The sequence below is a fragment of the Pseudarthrobacter equi genome, from assembly GCF_900105535.1.
Lineage (GTDB): Bacteria > Actinomycetota > Actinomycetes > Actinomycetales > Micrococcaceae > Arthrobacter > Arthrobacter equi.
On record NZ_LT629779.1, the window covers coordinates 1,446,853 to 1,467,920 of the forward strand.

Below are 21,068 nucleotides of genomic sequence, written 5' to 3' on the forward strand. Positions count from 1 at the left end.
GCTACAGCCAGGCCGTGACGAACCCGCCCCGCGACTGGTCGCCGGGCCGCGCGGACGACGACGGCTCCGCACCGGCGTCGCGCGCGTTGCCTGATGCGGGCCGGGCCGAGGTGCTTTCGGCCAGCGAGATGACCCTGCCGTACGCCGTGCACAGGTCCTGCACCGAGTGCCGGGCGCAGCGCCAGCCGGCGGCTTCCAGGACGGACACCGGGTCCGGGGGATCCGCGCGGGCCAGCAGCTCGCTCATGGGCAGGCCTGTCCTAAGGCTGAACTCCTGCAGCTGGGCATCGAGGTCGTCGGTTTTCGGCAGCGGCACGGCGCGCTCGATAACGGCCCGCGAACCCGGGGCCGAAAGCGCTGCCACCTCGCCCAGGACAGCCTGTTGCCCTGCGGCGTCGAGGTACGGCAGGAGGCCTTCCAGGACCCAGGTGGTGGACCGTCCGGGGTCGAATCCGGCGGACACGAGGTGGCGGCGCCATGGCTGAGAAAGGTCGGCGTCGAGGATGGTGCGGTCCGCGCCCGGTGTGGCGGCGAGCCCGGTCAGGACGCTGTCCTTGAAGTCCAGGACGTTGGAGCTGTCGATTTCGAAGATCCGGGAACCCGCCGGCCAATCAAGGCGGAACGCCCTGGTGTCGAGTCCGGCTCCCAGGATAACTGTCTGCGCCGTGGCGCCATCCCGGAGGAAGTCGTCGATGAACCGGGTGCGCATGCCGATGTAGATGGAGGCCAGCAGCAGCGGCTGCTGGAAGGGAGGGGCATCGGCGGGGCTGGCGGGCCACTGCGTTGGCATGTCCACGCGGGATCCGGCCGCCAGCACCAGGTCCGCCGCAAACGGATCCCGCACCAGCGGGTCAGGCCGGGACGACTCAACTGCCCGGCCGGCTGCCACAGCCAGGGCCGTCAGCGGGAGGCCGCGGTCCTGGAATCCGGTGCCCTCAGCGTCCGCCACGGTGTGCCCTTTCGTCGGTGGTGGCACCATCGTTGCACGCAGGCACCGCGGCGGATACGTCGGGGCGCACCTGTCATCTCACAGCGGAAAAGCCGCTCCGGACGGGCCACCGAACGGGCACCCACGCCGCGCGCCGCCGTCGTGCGTCATGCGGTTGGTCAGGTGTACATGAGTGAGCCGGGCGTGGTGAGCTTCTCGCCGGTCTCCAGCCAGGTCTTCAGGCCGGAGAGGATCATCGGCCAGCCGCCGTAGAGCTGGTCGTTGGCGCCTTCGCGGAGGTCGCTGTGCGTGACGGTGAGGTGGCAGGAATCGCCCACCGGCTCGATCTCCCAGGTGACCTTGGAGGTTCCCTCGGCCTTGACGTCGTCGCCCCACAGCGCGCGCATGGTCTGCACCAGCCGGCGGGGCGGATCCACCTCCAGGTTTTCGCCTTCGCCCAGGATCTGGCCGGCACTGGGGTTGCCCATTTCGAAGCGGCTGCCCGGCGTCCAGTCGGACTTCAGGGTGTTGCCGAACTGGTATTTGCTGCGGATGTCGCTGTCGGTAATGGCTTCCCAGAGCTTCTCCGGGGTGGTCTTGATGTAGATCTCGAAGATTTTTTCCATGGGACTTTCCAATCTGGATTTGAGGTCGCTGAGGGCAGCGGCCCATGGTTCTGCGTATTTGCTGACCCAGCGGTCGTGGACCAGGCGGATGGGAACGGGGTTCAGGAAGTGCAGCTTTTCCCGCCCACGACGACGGGTGGCCACCAGGCCTGCGTCCTCGAGGATGCGGAGGTGCTTGGCGATCCCGAACCGGGTCATGCTGAACCTCGCCTCAAGCGCACTGAGGCTCTGGCCGTCCTCGCGGAACAGCTCATCGAGCAGGTCCCTGCGGGTGGGGTCGGAGAGTGCTTTGAACACGTCGTCCATACACACAATGATAGGTGACCATATAGTCACCTATCAAGGGATTTATGAGACCCACGTCGAACCGGGCGCAGCCTCAGCACGCGTCAGGGGCCCAGCGGCAGGAAGAGCAGCGCCAGCACCGCCGGGACCGTGGCGGCCAGGGTGCCGGGGACGCTGTCCCAGCGCTGCGGGTAGTGGCCCTGCAGGTCGGCAAGCAGCATCGCGGGTGCAGTGAGTGCCATGTTGAGGCAGCAGTACACCACCAGGGTGTAGCCCACCACGGGTTCGCCGATGTTCACGGCCACCAGCCCGGCTGCCACGCCCAGGGCGATTACCAGGTTCCTGTACCCGGTGGGGATGGCCCACATCATCACGGCGGCCACGTTCTCCGGCGGTGTGCTCAGGAACTTCTGCGCCCATCTGCTCCGCCGTAGCAGGAAGCTCTCCACCGGAAAGACTCCCACATAGATGACCACCGCCAGCACCGCGAAAACCTGGGACATGATGTTCATGCCGGAAGGGTAGGCCCGCCCGGAAGCCGCAGGCCATCCCCGGAACAGGGGATACCCTGCTGCACCGGCGGGCCCGATACTGGACGTATGTGGGAGGAGCGCGCAGAGCGTGCCAGGCGGGACATCGCCACCCTGGCCACGGACGGACTGGACCTGGCCGCCCTCTACACCGCCGCCCTGGTGCTGGTGCGCAAAGCGGTGCCGTTCGACCAAGCCTGCTGGGCCGGCGTCGACCCCGAAACGATGGTGATGAACGCGGTCACCAACTGGCGGCCGTGGCCAGTCACCGATGAGTACGCAGCCAGGTTCGCGCAGTCCGAATACCAGGGGACCGAACCGAACACCTTCGCGCAGCTCATGCTCCGGCCGCACCCCGTGGCACGGATCTCGGATGCGCCGCGCAGCGAGGTGGCAGCCAGCATCCGAATCAACGAGCTGCTCCGTCCGCTGGGGCTGGTCCATGAACTGCGCGGGGCGTTCCGCGTGGACCAGTCGTGCTGGGGTGTGGGCAGCCTGTTCCGGGAAGGTGCCGGGGATTTCAGCGACAGGGAGGTGGAGTTCCTTGCGGCGGTGACGGCTGCGCTGGCGGCCGCCACCCGCATTGCTGCCCGCTCGCAGCACCGTCTGTGGCACCAGCCTGACGGGCCGGTGATCGTCCTGGCCGGCGAACGCGGTGAGCTGCGCGCCGCCACCCCGGCCGCGGCAGCCTGGCTTCAGGCATTGGAGGAAGCCGCCCCGGGCCAGTTCAGCATGGTGCTGTATGCGCTGGTGGCGCAGGCGAGGGCCGCACCGGGCGGGACGGCCAGGACCAGGATGCGCGACGTCGATTCCGGTTGGGTGATCCTGCAGGCCAGCCGGCTCATCACGGGCGACGATCCCCAACAGATGGTGGTCACCGTGGAACCGGCCACCACCCGCCAGCTGCTGGCCCTGCTCCTGTCCGCGTACGGGCTCACCCCGCGGGAACAGGAAGTCTGCCTGGAACTCATGGCGGGCAGCGCCGGCGCCGACATTGCCAGGCATCTGTTCATCTCACCGCACACGGTCCACGACCACCTGAAGTCCATCTTCGACAAAGTGGGTGTAAACAGCCGCGGGGAACTTGTCGCCAGGTTGACAGCCACTGGGTAGCCTTGGCGCATGCAGAAGATATCGGTCGAAGCCCTGGCCCGCCAACAGCTCGAAGCGGCAATTGCATCCTCCAACGGCCGCGCCGCGGATACGGTCTACGGCGGCCACGAAAAGGTCCTCCGCCAGTCCGTCATGGCCCTAAAGGCCGGAACGCGGCTCAGCGAACACCAGAACCCCGGCGACGCCACAGTGTTTGTGATCCGCGGCTGTGTCCGGCTGGTGGCCGGTGCGGATTCCTGGCAGGGCAAGGCGGGGGACCTGTTGATCGTCCCGCCGGGCCTGCATAGCCTGGAGGCGGAGGAGGACTCGGCGTTCCTGTTCACGGTGGCCAAGTACCGCGGCTGAGGGGTTAGGCAGGATCCTCCACCTTGTCGGGCGCTGGCTCCACGGTAGTGTTCCGGGAGTCGCCGGCCGGGGACGGGTGGATCTGGCGGACCGGGCGCGGCTCCAGCCAGGTGCGTTCCCGGGGTCCCGGCGGATAGGCGTGCTTCTTGCCCGCGATGGTGATCACCAGTGCGGCCAGCACAGGCAGCGCGGCAGCCACGGGCACCAGCATGGGGCCGCCAGCCACCAGCGCGCCGGAACCGTACAGGGCGCCAACGGTGATGCCCAGCTGGATGGTCAGCACAGTGAGGCCATTGGCCGCTTCGCTGTACTCGCCGCCGGCGCGGAGGATGGCGGCCTGGTTGTAGATGCCGATGGCCCCCAGGCCGGCTCCCCAGACGGTCATCAGGACCAGGGCCAACGGAAGGTTGCCCACCGCCAGAGGCAGCAGTGCCATCGAGACGGCGATCGCCGCCGTCGTGATCATCAGCGAACGCCGCGGCCGCGAATCCACGGTGAGCCCCGCGATCCAAATACCCAGCAGGCCGGACGCGCCGAGCACGGTGAGTGCCAGGCTGGTGGCGTACTCCGGAAGTGCGGCTTCGCGGATGAACGGGGCGATGTACGTAAACAGTGCGAAGTGCGCCAGGACCAGCAGCGGCCAGGCCGTGGCTACCGCCTTCACGCCGGGCTCGGCGATGGCGCGGCGGATGGACGGCCGGGCGGTATCGGAAATCCGCTGTACCCGCGGCAGCATGAAGAACGCCAGGACGGTAAGCAGCAGGCCGAATCCTGCAAGAACGAGGAACGCTGCCCGCCAGCCCAACAGCCCGCCCAGTGCCGTACCCACCGGCGCGCCGATGGCCAGGCCCAGGCTGTTTCCGCTGAAGACGATGGCCAGCGCCTTGCCCACCTGGTTCGCCGGAACCACCCGGGTCACGAACGGCGCCATGGTGGTCCACAGCAGGCCATGCGCCAGTCCGCCCACCATCCGGGCAATCATCGCGGTGGTGAAATCCGGGGAGAGCCCCACCCAGGCGTTGCTGGCCGCGAACGTCAGGACCAGCCCCACCAGCAGGGTGTGCCGGGGGATCCGTGCCAGCAGCCTCGCGACCGGCACCACTGTCACCACGATGACGGAGGCATAGGCTGCGGCGAGGTATCCGGCAACGGGTTCGGTGACGTTCAGGCCGGCGCTGATCTGCGGCAGCAGGCCCGAGGGGAGGAGCTCAGTGGTGATGGCAGTGAAGGCAATGGTCGCCAGGACCAGGAGGGCGGCATAGGGAAATCGGGCAGGGCTGGGCACGGAAGTCGCGGAGGACATGGGGGAGCGGATCCATTCAAGGGGGTGGGGTTGGAAAGCGGCTCGCTGGCCGGACAATTCCTCCCTTAAATTTACAGGATCCGGGGTCCTGAAATCGACATGATGACGCCTGGGGCGGGGCGTCCGAAGGGTGGTCACCCCAGCCCGTCGCGGGCGGCCAGACAGTACGTTTGATAGCAGTGCAGACAGAGGCCGCAGGTGGGCCGCGGACCGTGATCAAGGGAGCAACAATGAGCATTTGTGGAACGGAACGCCGGGCTCCGCGCGCATGGCTGGAGGGCGCCGCATGAGCGCCCGCTTGCGGGTGAGCCTGCCCAGCCGGGAACTGGTGGAGGCGCTCGAGCCGGCCGACGGCGTCGAGTTTGTCCTCTGGGACCTCACCGGCCCTGCTCCCGAAGGTCGGCTGGACCTGCTGGTCCCGCCCTACATGGGCAGCGCCGGCGCCCTGGCCGCGCTGGAGGGCGCGGACGTGGGCCTGGTGCAGAGCCAGTCCATCGGGTACGACGGCGTCGCGGACGTGCTGCCAGCCGGCGTCGCCTTCGCCAACGCTGCGGGAGTCCACGAGACCTCGACGGCGGAGCTCGCCCTGGGCATGATGATCGCCGCGCAGCGGGGGATCCCGGAGTTCGCACGGCACCAGGCCACTGGCTACTGGGACCGGGGCCAGCGTCCCAGCCTGGCCGACCGGCGGGTACTGCTGGTGGGCTACGGCGGAGTGGGTAAAGCCATCGAAGCACGGCTGCTGCCGTTCGAAACCGAGGTGACACGCCTGGCCAGCCGTTCCCGCCAGGACGCAGCAGGAACCGTCCACGGCATCGATGCCCTCTATGACCAGCTGCCGCTCCACGAGATCGTGGTGGTGAGCGTTCCGCTGAGTGAGGACACCCGCCAGCTGGTGGACGCGAAGTTCCTGGCCGCGATGCAGGATGGCGCCCTGCTGGTGAACGTGGCCCGCGGACAGGTGGCGGACACCGAGGCACTCCTGGCCGAGACCGCCTCAGGCAGGCTCCGTGCCGCGCTGGATGTCACGGACCCGGAACCGCTGCCGGCAGAGCATCCGCTGTGGACCACCCCCGGCGTGCTCATCACCCCGCACGTGGGCGGTGCAAGCTCGGCCATGTTCCCTCGGATGGTCAAGCTGGTGCGCAAGCAGATCGGCCTTCTCCTCGAAGGCAAGGACCCGGTGAACGTGGTGCTGGGCGGTCCGTCGGGCGGTTAGGCGGCGCTGACGCCGCTGCGGCTGCCCGCAGTGGCGTCGTGGCGGCCTGTTCAGGGGTGCGTCCGGACTCCTATGCTGAGTCCATGTCTACCTATGAGGTCCGCCGCAGCGCGGTCATCCCTGCCGTCCCGGAAGATATCTTTCCCCTGGTCAACAGCTTCCGCGAGTGGGGAGCGTGGTCCCCGTGGGAGAAGGTGGACCCCGGCATGAGCCGCCGCTATTACGGCCCGGCGTCGGGTCCCGGAGCGGGGTATGAATGGAGCGGCAACCGGAAGGCCGGCAGTGGCACCATGGAGATTGTCGAGTCGTTGCCGTCCAGCACCATCGGCATCCGCCTCCAGTTCACCAAGCCGTTCAAGGCCCTGAACCCCACCACCTTCACGTTCACGCCCGTCCCCGGCGGCACCGAGGTCACGTGGAAGATGACCGGCGAAAACAAAGGCGCCGCCAAGATCTTCGCCCTGTTCATCAACATGGACAAGATGGTGGGCTCGGACTTTGAACGCGGCCTCACCTCGCTCGCGTCGGCCGTGGCGGCAAAGAAGAAAAGCTGAGGCCACCCGTGGGCACCGTTGACGACGCGCTCGCGGAACTGCCCGAGCCGGGCCGGAGCTGCCTGCAGCACATCGTGGCGATGGCCCGATCAGTGGCGCCGGAAGCCACCGACGGCGTGAGCTACGGGATGCCCGCGCTCAAGCTCGACGGCAAGCCGCTGATGGGGGTTGCGGCCGCCGCCAGGCACCTGTCCATCTTCCCGTTCTCGCCTGCGGTGGTGGAGGCTGTGGCCGGCAGCCTGGACGGTTACTCGTTGTCCAAGGGCACCATCCGCTTCACCGCCGAGCAGCCACTTCCGGACGAGGTAGTTGAAGAGATCGTCCGACGCCGGATGGCTGAGATCCGGCCCTGAACCCGCTCAACTGGTGCTGGGCGGCGCCGGTCATGCGGGTGGGGGCCGGTGGTGCTGACGACGGCAGTGGGCCGGGTTGGCGGGGCGGCACCTTCCGGACTCATCCAGTGTCAGGTGAGCAGCATCTGGACGGTGTTGCGCAGGGTGGAGGCCACCAGCACGTCGTCCAGTTCCGCCACCTTGTCGCAGAAGATCTCCGGGCAGTAGTAGCCGTCAAAGCCGGTGGCCTTGCAGGCGTCCACCCATTCCTGCAGCGGGATCTCACCCGCTCCTGTCCAGATGTTGCGTGAGATCGACTGATCCGGGACTTCGCCGGCCGGCACGTGCAGGCCGTCGCAGACATGGACAGCCGCAATCATGTCGCCGGGCAGGGCGGCGATATCCTCCGGGGTGTCGCCGGAGGCCCAGAAGTGCCAAAAGTCCACGCACATCTTCACATTGGGCCGCTGGATGGAGTCAAAGATCTGCAGTGCCTGGCTGACCCGGTTCACGGGGGACCAGGCAAGGGGTTCGAGGTACAGGCCCACGCCGTGGTCAGCTGCGATGTCCGCTGCCAAGGCCACCCGCTTCGCCGTTTCGGCCAGCGCGTCCGTGGCGTCCAGACCGAGGGCGCCCCGGAACCGCAGGTCTGTGGGAAGGAGCGTGCCGGCACGGAACTCCTTGACCACGCGGACGTCCACCGGGCCGGTACACATCTGCACGTAGGGTGAGCCGACCACCTGGGCTACCTCGGCCAGCCGGATGGCGTCCCGGGTGAACTCCTCGTCAGCCGCTTCCTGGATGGCGCCCACGCCGGAGACCGCGAAGCCGTCCAGTGCCGGCAGAAGATCGTGGGCAGTGAAGCCGGCGTCCAGGAAACGGAACAGTTTGGGGGTCTGGAGCTCAACAGCATCGAACCCCGCTGCTTTAGCCACGGCGATGTCCCGCAGGGTGGTGCCGTGGAACGCCGCGGTCGAGTTCATGGAGATTTTCATGCGGGTCCTTTGGGTCGGTAAACGTCTTTGTTAGAGCGCTCTAATCCAGCGCAGTTGAACTTTGTCATGACAAATGCGGCAGTGTCAATGAAATTGGGGGGTTCAGTGGGAATTCGCTGCGTTGCCGAAGGCTCTTACCGTGGGATTGTCCGGGCGTTTACGCTGGCCCCATGGCTGATACTTTTGCGTCCCTCGTGGACACGTTCAAGAATGTGGGAGTCACCAAGGCTTACGGCACGCCCGTGAACGTGGGAGGCCAGGAGATCGTGCCGGTGGCGCTGGTTTCCTTCGGGTTCGGCGGCGGCAGCGAGCCCGGCGACGGCGCATCCGGAGGTGGGGGCGGGGGCATGGTGATGCCGGTGGGCGTCTACACCACCGTCAACGGCCGGACGGTCTTCCAGCCCAACACCCTCGCCCTGCTCGCCTGCCTGGTACCGCTGGTCGCCGTGGCCGGAACGGCGGTGCGGCGCTCCATTGCCGCGGCCCGGAAGTAACGCGGACGCCCGCCGTCGTGCCCCTCCGTGGCCCGCCTGGCCGCGTGCCGCCGTCGGGCGTTCCGTGGCATCCGACCCACCGAATATTCCCCTATTTCGCTCCGGCCAAAGCAGTTCCATAATGGCCTCATAGGCTTCGGGGACCCTCTCCGCCAATGCCACCTGTGATGGCCGGGCGCAGGAGAGTCCCAGGTGGCAGCCCCGGTGTCGGCGCAGCGGGCGGTCACGCGGCCCGCCAGATCTCCGGCAGGGACCTCTCGGACCGTCACAGGGGGAGAGCACCGCCATCGCAAGATTGCACCAAGGAGATTTGTCATGCTCAAGGATTCGCAGGTCATGGCAGTACTGCCCGCCAAGGACATCGACCGGGCACGGGAGTTCTACCGCGACAAGCTGGGACTCGAGCCCAGCCAGACCATCGAAGGGGATAACCTCATCTACCAGTGCGGCAACGGCACCGGATTCCTGCTCTACCAGACGGACAATGCCGGCACGGCGAAGAACACCCAGATGGGCTGGGGAGTGGCGGACGTAGGGAAGGAAGTGGAGGAACTGCGTGGCCGCGGCGTGGTCTTCGAGGACTACGACATGCCCGGGCTCAAGACCGAGAACGGCATCGCCACCATGGAAGGCATGGGCCAGGGGGCCTGGTTCCTCGACAGCGAGGGCAACATCCTCAACATCTCGTCGATGCCGATGTAGCCACCCTGTTCACCACACAGCAACGGACGACTCCGGCCGGCGCCTCCCACGGCACCCCCACCTTGGGTGCCGGGCGGGCGGAAGGCCGGCGCCGCCGTCGTGCGCACTTTTCGGCCAGTCTCCTCCGTGCGGGTCAGCCGTTGAGGATCTGTTCCCGCAGGATGTCCGCGTGGCCGCAGTGCTGCGCGATCTCCCGGATCATGTGCAGGTACACCCAGCGCAGCGGCAACGGACCGCGGCGGTTGCCCCGGACCACGTCGTCAAGATCCAGCCCGGCTGCCGCCTGCCGGGATGCCTCGCACGCCTGGCGGTAGGCATTCCGGATGCTGGCGATGGTGTCCTCCCCGCCGAGGATGAAGGATTCGTCCGGGGTGGCCGGAATGCCGATCTCGGCACGGGACCGCCCCGTGACGGCTTCGTCGAACCAGACCTTTTCGACGAAGGCCGCGTGCTTGACCAGCCCCAGCAGCGTGGTCCTGGACGGCACCAGGGACCGGCGGGCCTGCTCCTCTGTCAGTCCATCCAGGGAGGCTTCCAACATGGCGCGGTGCTGATCCAGGAACGCCTCGAACTGTGCACGGGCGGGCTGGTTGATGACGTCGTCGGGCGTCAGGGAGGAGACTGCAGGCATGGCTGCAGTATGCCACGCCCCATGCGGGCCCGGTACGTTCGGAAGGGAAAGCCGATGGCTGAGGAACAGGCGGCAGTGGAATCGAAGGGTGTGACCGTGGAACTGCTGGCCACGGTGGACCTTTCCGGCGAGATCGAGGGCATGGAGGGCTACCAGCTGCGGACGCGCAAGGTGACGATCGCACCGGGAGGGGTATTCGGCCCGGTCCATGACCATGTTGGCCGGCCCGGCAGTGTCTTCATCCTGGCGGGGACCATCACGGACCACCGTGACGGGACGTCCAAGGAGTATGGCCCCGGCGTCGGGTGGCCCGAGGACCGGAACACCGTCCACTGGCTGGAAAACCGGGGGACGGTGCCGGCGGTGGAAGTCTCGGTGGACATCGTCCGCAAGGGATGACGCGGTGCTTGGGTCCGCAGGACCGGCCCTGGAGACTTGGTGGTTAGACTGCGGCTTCGCGCTTGCCGCTGAACGCAATCCGGACAGCCCGGCGGAGGCTGAGCTTGCTCCGGCGGCTGACCACGATCACGGCGGCCAGCCCGGTCAGCAGGACCACCAGGCCGCCCACCGCCACGGACCAGCGGGCGCCGAATTCGCTGCCCACCCAGCCGATCAGCGGCGAGCCCACGGCCGTGCCGCCCTGCAGGATGGCCAGGTAGAGGGCCAGCACCCGGCCGCGGAACTGCGGCTCCACGGAGAGCTGGATGCTGGTGTTGCAGCTGTTCAGGAACGTGATCGACGCCAGGCCCACGGGAATCAGCACGGCAGTGTAGAGCCAGAACGACGGCGCCACGCTGGCTACCAGCGTGAAGATCCCCAGGCCCAGGGCGCCGCCCAGCAGGAACCGCAGCCGCGGCCGCGCGCGCCGGGCGGCCAGCAGTGCGCCGGCCAGGGTGCCGACGGCCATGATGGAGCCCAACAGGCCGAACTCGCCCGGCCCCGCGTGGAATTCGGTGGTGGCCATGAGGGCGTTCGTGATGGGGAAATTCATGCCGAAAGCCCCGAGGATCCCCACCAGGACCATGATCAGGACGAGGTCCGGCCGCCGCTTCACGTACCGCATGCCCTCAGTAACCTGGTGTTTGCCGCGCTCTGCCCGCACGGTGGGCACAAGCTCAGAGGTGCGGATGAAGAACAGGGACCAGATCACCGCCGCGTAGCTGGCGGCGTTGAGCAGGAACACCGGCCCGGTGCCCACCCAGGCGATCAGGACGCCGGCGACGGCCGGACCCGTGAGGCGGGCGGTGTTGAAGGATGCCGAGTTCAGGGCCACTGCATTGGAGATGTTGTCCTGGCCCACCAGTTCCGAGACAAAGGACTGCCGCGCCGGGGCATCGATGGCGCTGGCAATGCCCAGGCACAAGGCGGCGAGGTAGGCATGCCACAGCTGGGCCGTGCCGGTGACTACCAGCAAACCGATGGCCAGGCCGGTGATGCCCATGGCCAGCTGGGTCCACAGCAGGATGACGCGTTTGCGGTAGCGGTCTGCCAGGACTCCGCCGTAGGGGCCAAGCAGCAGCATTGGCAGGAACTGCAGGCCGGTGGTGATGCCGACGGCAGCGCCGTCGTGGTTGGTCAGGACTGTGAGCACCAGCCAGTCCTGGGCGATGCGCTGCATCCAGGTGCCCACGTTGGAGACCAGGGCACCGCCGGCCCAGATCCGGTAGTTGCGGTTTTCGAGGGCGCGGAACATCTGGCTCACTTGCCGCTCATTTCCTGCATGATGCGTGCGGCGCGGCTGAGGATGTCACGGTCTTCCGCGCTCAGGCCTGCCACGCGCTGTGCCAGCCAGGCGGTGCGCTGTTCCCTTGCCTCCGCGAGGACGGCCCTGCCGGCCTCGGTGATGTCGATCCGGACCTGCCGGCCGTCGTCGGGATGCTGGTTCCTGGTGACGAAGCCCTGGTCGGCGAGGGCGTTGACGATGCGGGTCATGGACGGGGCCTGCACATGCTCGCGGTCGGCGAGTTCGCGGAGGGTCCGGGCGCCGTCACCGTTCAGGACGGCGAGGACGGTGTACTGGCCGGGGGTGATGACCTCGCCGGTGGCCTCGACGCGGAGCCGGCGCGAGGTGCGCATCACGGCCGTGCGGAGGTCGATGGCGAGGGTGTCCGGGGTGATCTGCGGAGTTTCTTTGGTCTTGGTCTCGGTGCGGGCCATATGGGCGGGTGCGCCTCCTGGAACAATCGGCTCATCATTTGCTTAGCACTGCTAATTAGTTCTGCTAACTATTATCCTCCTTCTTGTTGCTGGCGGCAACCTTTTTTGGTGTGGTTCCGCTAACGTCCGGCCCGCGGCGCGGTCCTTGGCACAATGGACGGCGTGACTGGGCGCAGAACTGATAAGAACCGCAACTCCGGGCTGACCTGGAAGGGAAAGCTGAACCTGGCGGTGACTGTGCTGGTTCTCCTGCTGGGACCGGTCATGATGGGCCTGGGCAGCTTCATGATCGGCGCTGACGAGGATCTGGCGCGGAGCGGCGTCCAGGCAGCAGGCACCATTGTGCGTTTTGATGACGTCACCAAGGCCTCGGAGCGCAGGATGAAAGTGGAATTCACCTCCGGCGACGGTGCCAGCCACGCGACGTGGGCCGCCGTGGACCACGACCAGTACCCCGTAGTGGGTGACGCCACTACCGTCATCTACGCGGAGCACGATCCGGGCAGGGCCATCGTTCCGGGCTACGAGAGCGACGGCGTCTGGGTCCGTGGCGTGGGCACTGTCCTGACCTGCATCTTCGCGGGCCTGGGTGTCATCTTCGTCCTGCTGATGGTGGGCGCCTACCTCAAGGGGCGCTCGCAGAGGGGTAAGGATGCCCCGTCGCCTGGGTAGATGTGGTTGGCCCGATCCGCGGGCTGCTCTGGCCGGAGCTGCCGGACCGGCGTAGGCTCTGCTCCACCATGACCGAGCAGCAGCCTTATGAATCAGTCCGCCGCTATCCGCACTTCGAGCTGCGCCGCTACCCGGACTACGTCGTAGCTGAGGTGGCAGTGTCCGCGGAATTTGACCGTGCGGGGAATGTGGCCTTCCGCCGCCTCTTCAACTACATCAGCGGGAGCAATACGGGCGGCGCCAAGCTGGCCATGACGGCGCCCGTTGTCCAGGAAGCCGGACAATCCCAAAAGCTCGCGATGACCGCGCCGGTCATCCAGGCAGGCCCGCTCTCCGGAGGCGGCGGATCTGCGGAGTTCGTGGTGGCTTTCGTCCTGCCGGCCGGGCTGACGGCCGAAACGGCTCCGGTCCCCACCGATCCCACCGTAAAGATTCGCGCTGTGCCCGGCTCCCTGGCCGCGGTACTGCGGTTCTCCGGCCGCGGCACCGAGGCAAACTTCGAGCGCCGCAACAGCGGACTTCAGGCCGCGCTCGGCCTTGCCGGACTCACGCCCCTGGGCGCACCCCGCTTCGCCCGCTTTGATCCGCCCTTCAAGCCATGGTTCCTGCGGCGTAACGAAGTGGTTCAGGACGTGCGCGAGGCCTAGGAGCGCGCGTCCGGCACTGGCTAGGCTGGGGCCATGGACTATGTGCTTCGCCAGGCCACCCCGGATGACGCCGAGAACGTGGTGCTGATGCATACCGCCGCGCACGAGGAAAGCTACGGGCACCTGCTGTCGCCCGGTTTCTTCGCGGAACGGCGGCGGTCCGTCCCGGAACGCGTGGCCCGCCGTCGGCCGTATCTTGACGTTCCGCACCCGCGGATCGTTGCCGAGGACGCCAACGGCGAGATTGTCGGCCTGGCCGATGCCGGGCCTGCGCGCCATGAGGACGCGCCGTTTCCCCTGGAGCTCTACTCCATCTTCGTCCTGGCCAAGGCGCAGGGGACAGGGTTGGGAACAGCGTTGCTGGCCGCCGCCCTCGGCGACGCTCCGGCATACCTGTGGGTGCTTGAGGACAACATGAAGGCGCAGGCTTTTTACCGCCGCCAGGGATTTACGTTCGACGGCGGACGCGGCCACCTTCCGCCCGAGTGGGAGGGCGTGCCGGAGCTTCGGATGGTTCGGGACCGGCGAGTGGATTCCTAGCCCGCAGGCTCTGTCACCAGCAGGTCTCCCACCTCGCAGTCCAGCGCGCTGCAGACTGCGGCGAGGGTGGAAAACCTGATGGCCTTGGCGCGGTCATTCTTCAGGACCGAGAGATTCACCAGGCTGACGCCCACCCGTTTGCTGAGCTCGGTCAGCGTCATGCCGCGCTGCTCCAGCAATTCATCAAGCCTGCAGTGAATGCCAGTGGTTTCCTCCGCGGGCATCAGACCAGGCCCTCGGTGTCTTCCTGCAGCCGGCCGCCGAACTGGAAGACGCCCGCGATGAGGATCAGCGCGATTCCGGCCACGACCGGCAGGAGGCTGATGTCGCCTTCGAAGATGACGCTGCCGGCGGCGCTGTCTGAGTTCAGCCCGATGGCGTCCGCCAGCCGCGTCCGGGCCAGCTGGTCCAGCACCTGGCCTGCCGTGCCGGCCAGTGCCAGGGCCGCCCCGCAGGCGCCAATGATCCACACCGACCCCCGGGTGAACAGCGTGTCACCCCGCAACCGGAACGCCAGCAGGAACAGCAGGGCCAGCACGGCGAGGACGCCAACCTGGATCAGGGCGGCTGCCCACGCCAACTGCCCGGCCTCGGCGCCGGGAAGGGCCGGGATGGTGGCGTCAACGGCGGAAAAGCGGGCCTCGGCGCCAAGGTCCAGGCCAGCCACTTTCTGGGTTGGATCAACGGGCAGCGTCAGCGTCACGGGTCCGGAAAAGATGTCCACGATGCCGATGACGGACATGACGCTTGAGCCGGCGGCGATCACAGCCGAGCCGACCATCAGCACCAAGGCATCCGTCCGGGACACCACCTCGCGCTTCCTGCTCTCCGACGGACGTCCGGTGCGCTTGACCAGCTTCATGTTTCCCCCACAGGTTATCGAATGTCGTTAATAACGATATTCGATAACCTAGTGGGGGTTGCCGGCCTCGGTCAAGCCTCCGCAGGCGTTGGCCCCTACGCTGTGTGCGCGTCCCTGACGGCGGGCGGAGTCGCCCCCTGGAGCACCCAGCGGTTGCCGTCCGGATCTGCGAAGTGGGCAAACTGCACGCCGCCCATGTCCTGGACCTCGCTGATGTCCGCCCCGCGGTCCACCAGCTCGGCGCGAAGGGCGGGGAGGTCCGGCGCGACCAGCTGCAGTCCTTCCAGGCTGCCCGGTGCCATCGCGGTCATTCCTGTGCCGATGACTACTGACGTGGGCGAGCCCGGGGGAGTCAGCTGCACCACCCGCATCCCCGGGATGTGCTCCACATCGTGGTCCAGCACAAAGCCCAGCTTTTCGGTGTAGAACTCTTTGGCCCGGTCGACGTCGGACACGGGAACCTGGACAACTTCAAGGCGCATTTCCATGCGCGCCACTCTACCTTTGTGGCAGTGCTTTCGCGGGGGAATTTCCGGATGGCGAGGCCCGGTAATTTGCAAATGTTAAGGCTGCCCATTCAAGTGCGACGAACTTTCCTCAAGATCGAGTCAAGGCTGGCGCAATGTTGCCCGAGCATTGGCTGGAAGTCTGAATATCGTTCCGCCCTGGGAATAGGCTCAGCGACGACGAGTTTGTCGGGCTTAGCAGCAGGCCGGGCAAGTGCGGGGCCGCAAATTATTTAGGCCCTCACAAATGGGGGAAAATGTCCGAGTATCCGACCCTTCTGGGGTCATTTCCGTCTGCGCCGGCACCGAAGCCGCCGCAGAAACCGCGTGCATCAACATTCATCGTTGGCGCCATTACCGCATTGTTTATGTTGCTTGGCGCTTTAAGTGGCGGCGTTGGCGGTGCGCTGATCTTCCTGGCCATTTCCGTGGCACTGACAGGCCTTTACGTCCTGGTCACCGGTCGGCGCTCTTGGGCCTGGCTGCCTGCACGACGCAAGGCCGGCGCCGTCGCGCTTGGCACGGCATTTGCCCTTATGGTTGCCGGTGGTCTCGCCTTGCCGCGTTCCACCTCCGCGGACCTTGAGGCGGCCGCGGCGGCGGGCACGGCGAAGGAAGCGCCCTCAACGGCGAGCGCCGCACCTTCGGCGGCAGCGTCGCCGTCGTCCGTCCCCACTCCGTCGGCTACGGAGCAGGCCAGCGGCGAGCCCCTCGACCCGGACACGGCTTACGCCTTGGCGTCCGGGGTTACGGCCGCGGCGCCGAACGCCCAGCCGGCCTACGCCACCAAGGCACTCGATCTGCTGGCCATGCTCCCCATCAAGGGCCGCGCGCCGAAAACGGGATACGACCGCGCGCTGTTCGGGCAGGCATGGGCGGACGTGGACCGCAACGGCTGCGATACCCGGAACGACATCCTCAAGCGGGACCTGACCGGCGTCGCCTACGTCAACAGCGTCCCGTGCAAGGTGAAGTCCGGGACGCTGGCCGATCCCTACACGGGCTCGAACATCAACTTTGTCCGCGGCTCCACCACAAGCACTGCCGTGCAGATCGACCACGTGGTGGCACTCAGCGATGCCTGGCAGAAAGGTGCCCAGCAGCTGAGCACCGAACAGCGCACGGCGTTCGCCAACGATCCACTGAACCTGCAGGCGACGGACGGTCCCACGAATATCAGGAAGAGCGACGGCGACGCCGCCACCTGGCTCCCGCCGAACAAGGGTTTCCGGTGCGAATACGTTGCCCGGCAGATTTCCGTGAAGGCTACCTACTCGCTGTGGGTGACCCAGGCCGAGCATGACGCAATGGCCCGGATCCTGGCGGACTGCACCGGGCAGCTGGCACCTACCGACCAGAAGGCACCTGTTGTGGCTGAAGCTGCGCCGGCTGCGCCAGCACCTGCGGCCGTGCAGCCTGCGCCCGTTGCGCCCGCTCCTGCTGCACCGGCTCCCGCACCCGTCCCGGCCCCGGTGGCCCCCGCTCCCGTTGCTCCGGCTCCTGTTGCACCAGCACCTGCCGTGCCTGCCCCGGCTGCTGCCTACTACCCGAACTGTGCTGCCGCGCGGGCTGCCGGAGCTGCGCCGCTGTACGCCGGCCAGGCCGGATACCGCTCAGCCTTGGACCGCGACTCTGATGGCATCGCCTGCGAATAGTCGTCTTTCGTTTCCCGGCTTCTGACTTCATCCGCATCACCAACACATTGCATTCCTAGGGGGAATCATGAACAACCTGTACGCTGCTGCCCGCCCGAACGCGGGACAGCTGAAGAAATCGCTGGCCATGGCCGTGCTGGCAGGGCTCCTGCTGACAGGCTGCGGCGGCAAGCAGGCGGCAGTGGAGCCGGCCTCGGCTGCCACTCCTGCCGCGAGCGCAACGGCCGAAGCCGCCCTCGCCGTCCCGGGCGTGGTGGGTATGACTCTGGACAAAGCCAAGAAGCAGCTTGACGACCTCGGGTTCAAGGTTGAGGCCGTGGACAGCGTCGACGGCAAGAAGATCCTGGTGGACAAGAACTGGCAGGTGCTGACCCAGGACCCGGCCAGCGGCGCCAAGGCGGCAAAGGGTTCCACGGTCCGTCTTGGGGTGAAGTCCCTCGAGAAGATCGCGGAGGAAAAGGCTGCAGCGGAAAAGGCAGCCGCAGATAAGGCTGCTGCAGAAGCCGCCGCGGCCGCGAAGGCTGCTGCTGAGAAAGTCGCCGCCGACCAGGCAGCGCAGGCAGCTGCTGCGCAGGCCGCAGCTGATCAGGCTGCGCGTGACAAGGCGGCTGCGGACCAGGCCGCCGCACAACAGGCTGCGGCGCAGGCTGCCCAGCAGGCCGCACAACAGGCGCAGCAGGCGCCCGTGGTGCCCGCGGCACCCGCAGCCGTCTACTACGCCAACTGCACAGCAGCGCGTGCCGCAGGAGCAGCGCCTGTGTACGCAGGTACGCCGGGTTACGGAAAACACCTCGACCGTGACGGCGACGGCATCGGCTGCGACAAGTAGCCCTATGTAGCCGCCGCCGTGGCTGGTTGCATCGCGCGCGTGCGGGCGGTGCAACCGGCAACGCGCGGAGATTCGCTTTCCGCAGTCACATTCCGTTCCGTGCTGCGAACCGGTGCCGGACGCTCCCCGGCGCGCTAGTCTGGCTTCACCACGCGGCTTCGCGTGACCTGGGAGCAGCGGGCAGGGTTGTAATGAGCTGACCGACCCGCCCGCGAGCCGAGGAAGCTGATGCACCAGGACCAGGACACCGCCCGCCCCGAAACGCTGCGATGGTAGCGCCCGTGGCCCCGCCGCAGCCGCGTCGGAAAAAAGTTCGCCACCCCCGCCTCTCAGTAGGGGAGCGGGTCCATTTTGCCGAAGGGACCACCACCGGCACGGGCACCGTGGACGCCGTCACCTCCGACTACGCGATCGTCTGGGTGTGGACGGACGAGGGCCAGGGGCGCCGGATGTTCCTGCAGGGCTATGGCAGCATCGTTTCCCCCGAGGCGAAAGACACGGACACGCACGACGACGGCGCCTGAGCAGGTGCCGGCGGCACCGGCGCCTTAGCGCTCGGGCGTGTCCTCCTCCGGAAAGAAGCGCTGGGCTCCGGCGGCTGCGTCCCGTAACGCCCCGCCGTCGAGCATCACGGATGTTTCCGCCAGATCGAACTGGGTCCACTGCGCCACCAGCCGGAGGTCGCCCGCCGGAGGCAGCGGCCACAACCACAGCGTGCCTGAACCGGAAAGTTCGTCGTCACCACCGCTACCTCCTCCGCCGTAGAGCGCGAGGACAGGCGGCTCCGGTTCCACGGCGGGTTCCATGAACCCCGGAATGGGCTGGTGCGCGGTACTCGCCTTCGAGCCGTCCGCTAATTCCACTCCGAACATGAGGTTGTTCTGCTGGGTGCCGCCGTGGCGGTGGCCCATCCCGGATTGGAAGAAGGCGTGGTGCAGGTCTGACCAGGCATCTTCATCCTGCCCGCCGCGGCGGAAGAGCCAGCCAACGTTGAACAGGCACCCCGTGGAATAGACGTCGGCGCTTTTGAGTGTCAGCGCCACAGTTGGCGTCAAGTACAGGAACCGGCCCAGGTTCACGGCCACCGGCAATTCGTGGGCCGGTGCGCCAGCCCACGGCGGCGGAATGTAGCGCGTTGCCCTCGGCTGGGCCGGCCGGGGAGGAACGGGAAAGTCCTGAAAGAAAGTCACTGTGCTCCTGGGGTTCCGCTGGCTGCGACTGACCAGCGGAACAGCGGCACGCCACTGTGGATCCCCCAATCCGTCCTGATCCGGTCAGTCTAGCTCCGCGAACCCTCCTTGATGTGCGGCGCGTCACGCGGAATGATGGCGCGCATGGCTACCTTCACCGGATCCGATGACCTGCGCGGTGCCGAATTCTCCGATGTCAGCCTCCGAGGGGCGCGGTTCGTCCGGAGCAGCCTGTCCGGCGTCGTGATGCGCGGCGTGGAGATTGACGGCGCGGACATCGATTCGCCCTGGCTGCTGGAAGATGACGGGTCCCTGTACGTGAACGGCGTGAACGTGGCTCCGCTGATCGATGCCGAGCTCAACCGGCGCTTCCCCGGCCGGGAGCTCCGGCACGCCGCGGATCCTGCCGGCCTCCGCGACGCCTGGGACCGGCTGCAGGAGGCATGGGCTGCCACCATGCAGCGGGTGGCCCGGATGCCACCCGGTACCGAGGACATATCGGTCGACGGCGAGTGGACCTTCGCGCAGACCCTGCGGCATCTGGTGATGGCCACGGATAAATGGCTGCGCGGGGCGGTCCTGGGCATCGACAAGCCGTACCACCCGGCCGGCGAGCCGAACGCCGAGTACGGGACGGACGGACTGGACCTGTCCGTCTTCCAGAAAACCATGCCCTCCTACGACGAGGTGCTCGAGGTCCGGGCCGGTCGGGTGGCCATGGTGCGGGACTTCATCGCCGGTACCACCGCCGAGCAGCTTCAGGCGACCCACCCGGCCCCGGACGAACCGCGCTTCACCGTCACCACGCTCGACTGCCTGCACGTCATCCTGCACGAGGAATGGGAGCACCACCGGTTTGCGGTCCGCGACCTGGACGCGATCGAAGCGAAGGCACTGCATGCGGGTGAACAGGACGGCTGAACAGTAGGTCTAATCACCCAAACTCAGCCCCGCCCTCCGCACACCTGCCTCCGCGCCCGGATTACGCCCCGTGCTCTCCCTTGGCTGCGGGCTGGCGCCGGGAGACGAGCACCGGACCCTTGGCATGGTGGAGGATGGCATGGGCAGTGGAGCCGATGCTGCCCTTGATGACTCCGTGCCCTTTGGTCCCGACGACGGTCAGGCGGGCTCCCTCGGCAGCGTGCAGGACGGCGCGGGGTACCGACGTGTCGGTGAGCAGGTGCTTTTCCACAGTGAGTCCCGGGGCAAGTTCCCGGGCCCTCGCGACGGCGGCGTCGAGGAGTGTCTCCGCTGCGGCGCCGGGATCCACGGGATCGCGGACCAGCCGGTAGCCTGCGGGCACCGTCCGGACGTGGGTGACGAGGAGCCGGGTTCCCGCTGCAGTGGCTGCAGTGCAGGCATCCTCGAGTGCCGCCTGCGAACCCGAGTCGTCAACGGCCACCAGCACGGGGCCGTCAGGGTCGCCACCTTGCCGGATCACGGCAACGGGACACGACGCCGTAGCTGCCAGCTCCAGGCTCACGGAACCGACCAGCAGCCCCATGAACCCTCCCAGCCCGCGGCTTCCCACCACCAGGAGTTCCTGGTCCGCCGCGATTTTGGGAAGATGCACGGCAGGGCTGCCGGACACCAGGCTGGTACGGACGTCGACGCCGGGGGAGGCCTGTCTCGCGTGCCCAACACCCTCTTCGAGCGTGACTTCCGCAGCCCGCTGCAAACCGCTGTCCGCAATGCCGGGGACCGGGCCAAGGTTCTTCGTCAGCAAGGGCCAGAGCGTGCAGTGCACCAGATGCAGCTGGACGTTGCGCAGTGTCGCCTGTTGCGCCGCCCACCGCACCGCCCGTGCGGCCGGTTCCGAACCGTCATAGCCCACCACGATGGCTTTGGATTCCACAATGCCCCCATTCCCAGGTGCCGGCCGCCACGTCGTCGTGGAGCCGGGGTCGTTTGCCTTATGCCGATCCTAGGGCAGGCCACGCGGGGGCACAGTGC

At 67.4% G+C, this 21,068-nt stretch carries 28 protein-coding genes; 15 read left to right on the forward strand and 13 right to left on the reverse strand.

Features of this window, described 5'->3' with window-relative positions; translation table 11 throughout:
• Nucleotide 1 precedes the first annotated feature (1 nt).
• From BLT71_RS06575 to BLT71_RS06585, 3 genes are all read right to left on the reverse strand, one after another.
• Nucleotides 2–949 carry an SAM-dependent methyltransferase gene (locus BLT71_RS06575; protein ID WP_091718630.1) on the reverse strand — a complete coding sequence of 316 codons (948 nt, stop codon included), beginning with the start codon at nt 947–949 and terminating at the stop codon, nt 2–4.
• Between the two features lie 158 nt (nt 950–1,107).
• Nucleotides 1,108–1,860, reverse strand: coding sequence for an ArsR/SmtB family transcription factor (locus tag BLT71_RS06580; protein ID WP_091718632.1), 753 nt, complete (start codon nt 1,858–1,860; stop codon nt 1,108–1,110).
• An 83-nt stretch (nt 1,861–1,943) separates the two neighbouring features.
• On the reverse strand, nt 1,944–2,351 hold the full coding sequence (locus BLT71_RS06585; RefSeq protein ID WP_091718634.1) for a DUF1304 family protein: 408 nt from the start codon (nt 2,349–2,351) through the stop codon (nt 1,944–1,946).
• A gap of 87 nt (nt 2,352–2,438) precedes the next feature.
• Here BLT71_RS06585 and BLT71_RS06590 point away from each other — a divergent pair, with 87 nt between their 5' ends.
• Nucleotides 2,439–3,482, forward strand: coding sequence for a helix-turn-helix transcriptional regulator (locus tag BLT71_RS06590; RefSeq protein ID WP_091718636.1), 1,044 nt, complete (start codon nt 2,439–2,441; stop codon nt 3,480–3,482).
• 9 nt (nt 3,483–3,491) lie between these two features.
• Nucleotides 3,492–3,827 carry a cupin domain-containing protein gene (locus tag BLT71_RS06595; RefSeq protein ID WP_091718638.1) on the forward strand — a complete coding sequence of 112 codons (336 nt, stop codon included), beginning with the start codon at nt 3,492–3,494 and terminating at the stop codon, nt 3,825–3,827.
• 4 nt (nt 3,828–3,831) lie between these two features.
• Here BLT71_RS06595 and BLT71_RS06600 read toward each other — a convergent pair whose 3' ends face one another.
• The gene (locus tag BLT71_RS06600) at nt 3,832–5,130 is read right to left on the reverse strand and encodes an MFS transporter (protein WP_091718640.1); all 1,299 of its coding nucleotides are present in this window, start codon (nt 5,128–5,130) and stop codon (nt 3,832–3,834) included.
• A gap of 286 nt (nt 5,131–5,416) precedes the next feature.
• Here BLT71_RS06600 and BLT71_RS06605 point away from each other — a divergent pair, with 286 nt between their 5' ends.
• From BLT71_RS06605 to BLT71_RS06615, 3 genes are all read left to right on the forward strand, one after another.
• Nucleotides 5,417–6,349: a 2-hydroxyacid dehydrogenase gene (locus tag BLT71_RS06605; RefSeq protein WP_091718642.1), complete on the forward strand. Its 933-nt coding sequence runs from the start codon at nt 5,417–5,419 to the stop codon at nt 6,347–6,349.
• A gap of 83 nt (nt 6,350–6,432) precedes the next feature.
• The gene (locus tag BLT71_RS06610) at nt 6,433–6,903 is read left to right on the forward strand and encodes an SRPBCC family protein (protein WP_091718644.1); all 471 of its coding nucleotides are present in this window, start codon (nt 6,433–6,435) and stop codon (nt 6,901–6,903) included.
• Between the two features lie 8 nt (nt 6,904–6,911).
• Nucleotides 6,912–7,256, forward strand: coding sequence for an iron chaperone (locus BLT71_RS06615; RefSeq protein WP_091718646.1), 345 nt, complete (start codon nt 6,912–6,914; stop codon nt 7,254–7,256).
• Between the two features lie 110 nt (nt 7,257–7,366).
• On the opposite strand, the gene BLT71_RS06620 is transcribed toward BLT71_RS06615, so the two are convergent.
• Nucleotides 7,367–8,230: a sugar phosphate isomerase/epimerase family protein gene (locus tag BLT71_RS06620; protein ID WP_091718648.1), complete on the reverse strand. Its 864-nt coding sequence runs from the start codon at nt 8,228–8,230 to the stop codon at nt 7,367–7,369.
• 170 nt (nt 8,231–8,400) lie between these two features.
• Here BLT71_RS06620 and BLT71_RS06625 point away from each other — a divergent pair, with 170 nt between their 5' ends.
• The gene (locus BLT71_RS06625; RefSeq protein WP_091718650.1) at nt 8,401–8,724 is read left to right on the forward strand and encodes a hypothetical protein; all 324 of its coding nucleotides are present in this window, start codon (nt 8,401–8,403) and stop codon (nt 8,722–8,724) included.
• A gap of 315 nt (nt 8,725–9,039) precedes the next feature.
• Complete coding sequence (locus tag BLT71_RS06630) at nt 9,040–9,426, forward strand: VOC family protein (protein WP_091718652.1); 387 nt, start codon at nt 9,040–9,042, stop codon at nt 9,424–9,426.
• A gap of 133 nt (nt 9,427–9,559) precedes the next feature.
• Here BLT71_RS06630 and BLT71_RS06635 read toward each other — a convergent pair whose 3' ends face one another.
• A complete protein-coding gene (locus BLT71_RS06635; protein WP_091718654.1) occupies nt 9,560–10,057 on the reverse strand; it encodes a DinB family protein in 498 nt (165 codons plus the stop codon).
• Nucleotides 10,058–10,111: 54 nt separating this feature from the next.
• Here BLT71_RS06635 and BLT71_RS06640 point away from each other — a divergent pair, with 54 nt between their 5' ends.
• Nucleotides 10,112–10,456 (forward strand): cupin domain-containing protein, encoded by a 345-nt coding sequence (locus BLT71_RS06640; RefSeq protein WP_091718656.1) that lies wholly within the window; start codon nt 10,112–10,114, stop codon nt 10,454–10,456.
• A 43-nt stretch (nt 10,457–10,499) separates the two neighbouring features.
• Here BLT71_RS06640 and BLT71_RS06645 read toward each other — a convergent pair whose 3' ends face one another.
• Together BLT71_RS06645 and BLT71_RS06650 are read right to left on the reverse strand one after the other, a co-directional pair.
• On the reverse strand, nt 10,500–11,759 hold the full coding sequence (locus BLT71_RS06645; protein WP_091718658.1) for an MFS transporter: 1,260 nt from the start codon (nt 11,757–11,759) through the stop codon (nt 10,500–10,502).
• The gene (locus BLT71_RS06650) at nt 11,756–12,214 is read right to left on the reverse strand and encodes a MarR family winged helix-turn-helix transcriptional regulator (RefSeq protein ID WP_091718659.1); all 459 of its coding nucleotides are present in this window, start codon (nt 12,212–12,214) and stop codon (nt 11,756–11,758) included. Before BLT71_RS06650 ends, BLT71_RS06645 begins: the two co-directional genes overlap by 4 nt.
• 162 nt (nt 12,215–12,376) lie before the next feature.
• On the opposite strand from BLT71_RS06650, the gene BLT71_RS06655 reads away from it, so the two are divergent.
• The 3 genes from BLT71_RS06655 to BLT71_RS06665 all read left to right on the forward strand — a co-directional run bounded on the left by BLT71_RS06655 (nt 12,377) and on the right by BLT71_RS06665 (nt 14,073).
• On the forward strand, nt 12,377–12,886 hold the full coding sequence (locus BLT71_RS06655) for a DUF3592 domain-containing protein (RefSeq protein ID WP_091723866.1): 510 nt from the start codon (nt 12,377–12,379) through the stop codon (nt 12,884–12,886).
• 68 nt (nt 12,887–12,954) lie between these two features.
• Nucleotides 12,955–13,533, forward strand: a complete 579-nt coding sequence (locus BLT71_RS06660; protein WP_091723868.1) for an SOUL family heme-binding protein — start codon at nt 12,955–12,957, stop codon at nt 13,531–13,533.
• Between the two features lie 33 nt (nt 13,534–13,566).
• Nucleotides 13,567–14,073 carry a GNAT family N-acetyltransferase gene (locus tag BLT71_RS06665; protein ID WP_091718661.1) on the forward strand — a complete coding sequence of 169 codons (507 nt, stop codon included), beginning with the start codon at nt 13,567–13,569 and terminating at the stop codon, nt 14,071–14,073.
• Here BLT71_RS06665 and BLT71_RS06670 read toward each other — a convergent pair.
• From BLT71_RS06670 to BLT71_RS06680, 3 genes are all read right to left on the reverse strand, one after another.
• Nucleotides 14,070–14,297, reverse strand: a complete 228-nt coding sequence (locus BLT71_RS06670; protein ID WP_172829921.1) for a helix-turn-helix domain-containing protein — start codon at nt 14,295–14,297, stop codon at nt 14,070–14,072. The two genes, BLT71_RS06665 and BLT71_RS06670, sit on opposite strands and share 4 nt — an antisense overlap.
• Nucleotides 14,297–14,935, reverse strand: a complete 639-nt coding sequence (locus BLT71_RS06675; RefSeq protein WP_091718663.1) for a hypothetical protein — start codon at nt 14,933–14,935, stop codon at nt 14,297–14,299. Before BLT71_RS06675 ends, BLT71_RS06670 begins: the two co-directional genes overlap by 1 nt.
• Before the next feature lie 95 nt (nt 14,936–15,030).
• Entirely contained in the window at nt 15,031–15,423 is a 393-nt protein-coding gene (locus tag BLT71_RS06680) for a VOC family protein (protein WP_091718665.1), read from the reverse strand.
• 386 nt (nt 15,424–15,809) lie between these two features.
• Between BLT71_RS06680 and BLT71_RS06685 the strand changes: the two genes are divergently transcribed.
• From BLT71_RS06685 to BLT71_RS06695, 3 genes are all read left to right on the forward strand, one after another.
• Entirely contained in the window at nt 15,810–17,096 is a 1,287-nt protein-coding gene (locus BLT71_RS06685) for a GmrSD restriction endonuclease domain-containing protein (RefSeq protein WP_231994523.1), read from the forward strand.
• Between the two features lie 67 nt (nt 17,097–17,163).
• Nucleotides 17,164–17,925, forward strand: coding sequence for an excalibur calcium-binding domain-containing protein (locus tag BLT71_RS20900; protein ID WP_091718669.1), 762 nt, complete (start codon nt 17,164–17,166; stop codon nt 17,923–17,925).
• A gap of 281 nt (nt 17,926–18,206) precedes the next feature.
• Entirely contained in the window at nt 18,207–18,449 is a 243-nt protein-coding gene (locus tag BLT71_RS06695; RefSeq protein WP_231994466.1) for a hypothetical protein, read from the forward strand.
• A 24-nt stretch (nt 18,450–18,473) separates the two neighbouring features.
• Here BLT71_RS06695 and BLT71_RS06700 read toward each other — a convergent pair whose 3' ends face one another.
• Complete coding sequence (locus BLT71_RS06700; RefSeq protein WP_091718673.1) at nt 18,474–19,115, reverse strand: hypothetical protein; 642 nt, start codon at nt 19,113–19,115, stop codon at nt 18,474–18,476.
• Between the two features lie 144 nt (nt 19,116–19,259).
• On the opposite strand from BLT71_RS06700, the gene BLT71_RS06705 reads away from it, so the two are divergent.
• Nucleotides 19,260–20,036 (forward strand): DinB family protein, encoded by a 777-nt coding sequence (locus BLT71_RS06705; protein ID WP_172829922.1) that lies wholly within the window; start codon nt 19,260–19,262, stop codon nt 20,034–20,036.
• A gap of 61 nt (nt 20,037–20,097) precedes the next feature.
• On the opposite strand, the gene BLT71_RS06710 is transcribed toward BLT71_RS06705, so the two are convergent.
• Complete coding sequence (locus tag BLT71_RS06710) at nt 20,098–20,970, reverse strand: universal stress protein (RefSeq protein ID WP_322788316.1); 873 nt, start codon at nt 20,968–20,970, stop codon at nt 20,098–20,100.
• Between the last annotated feature and the right edge of the window lie 98 nt (nt 20,971–21,068).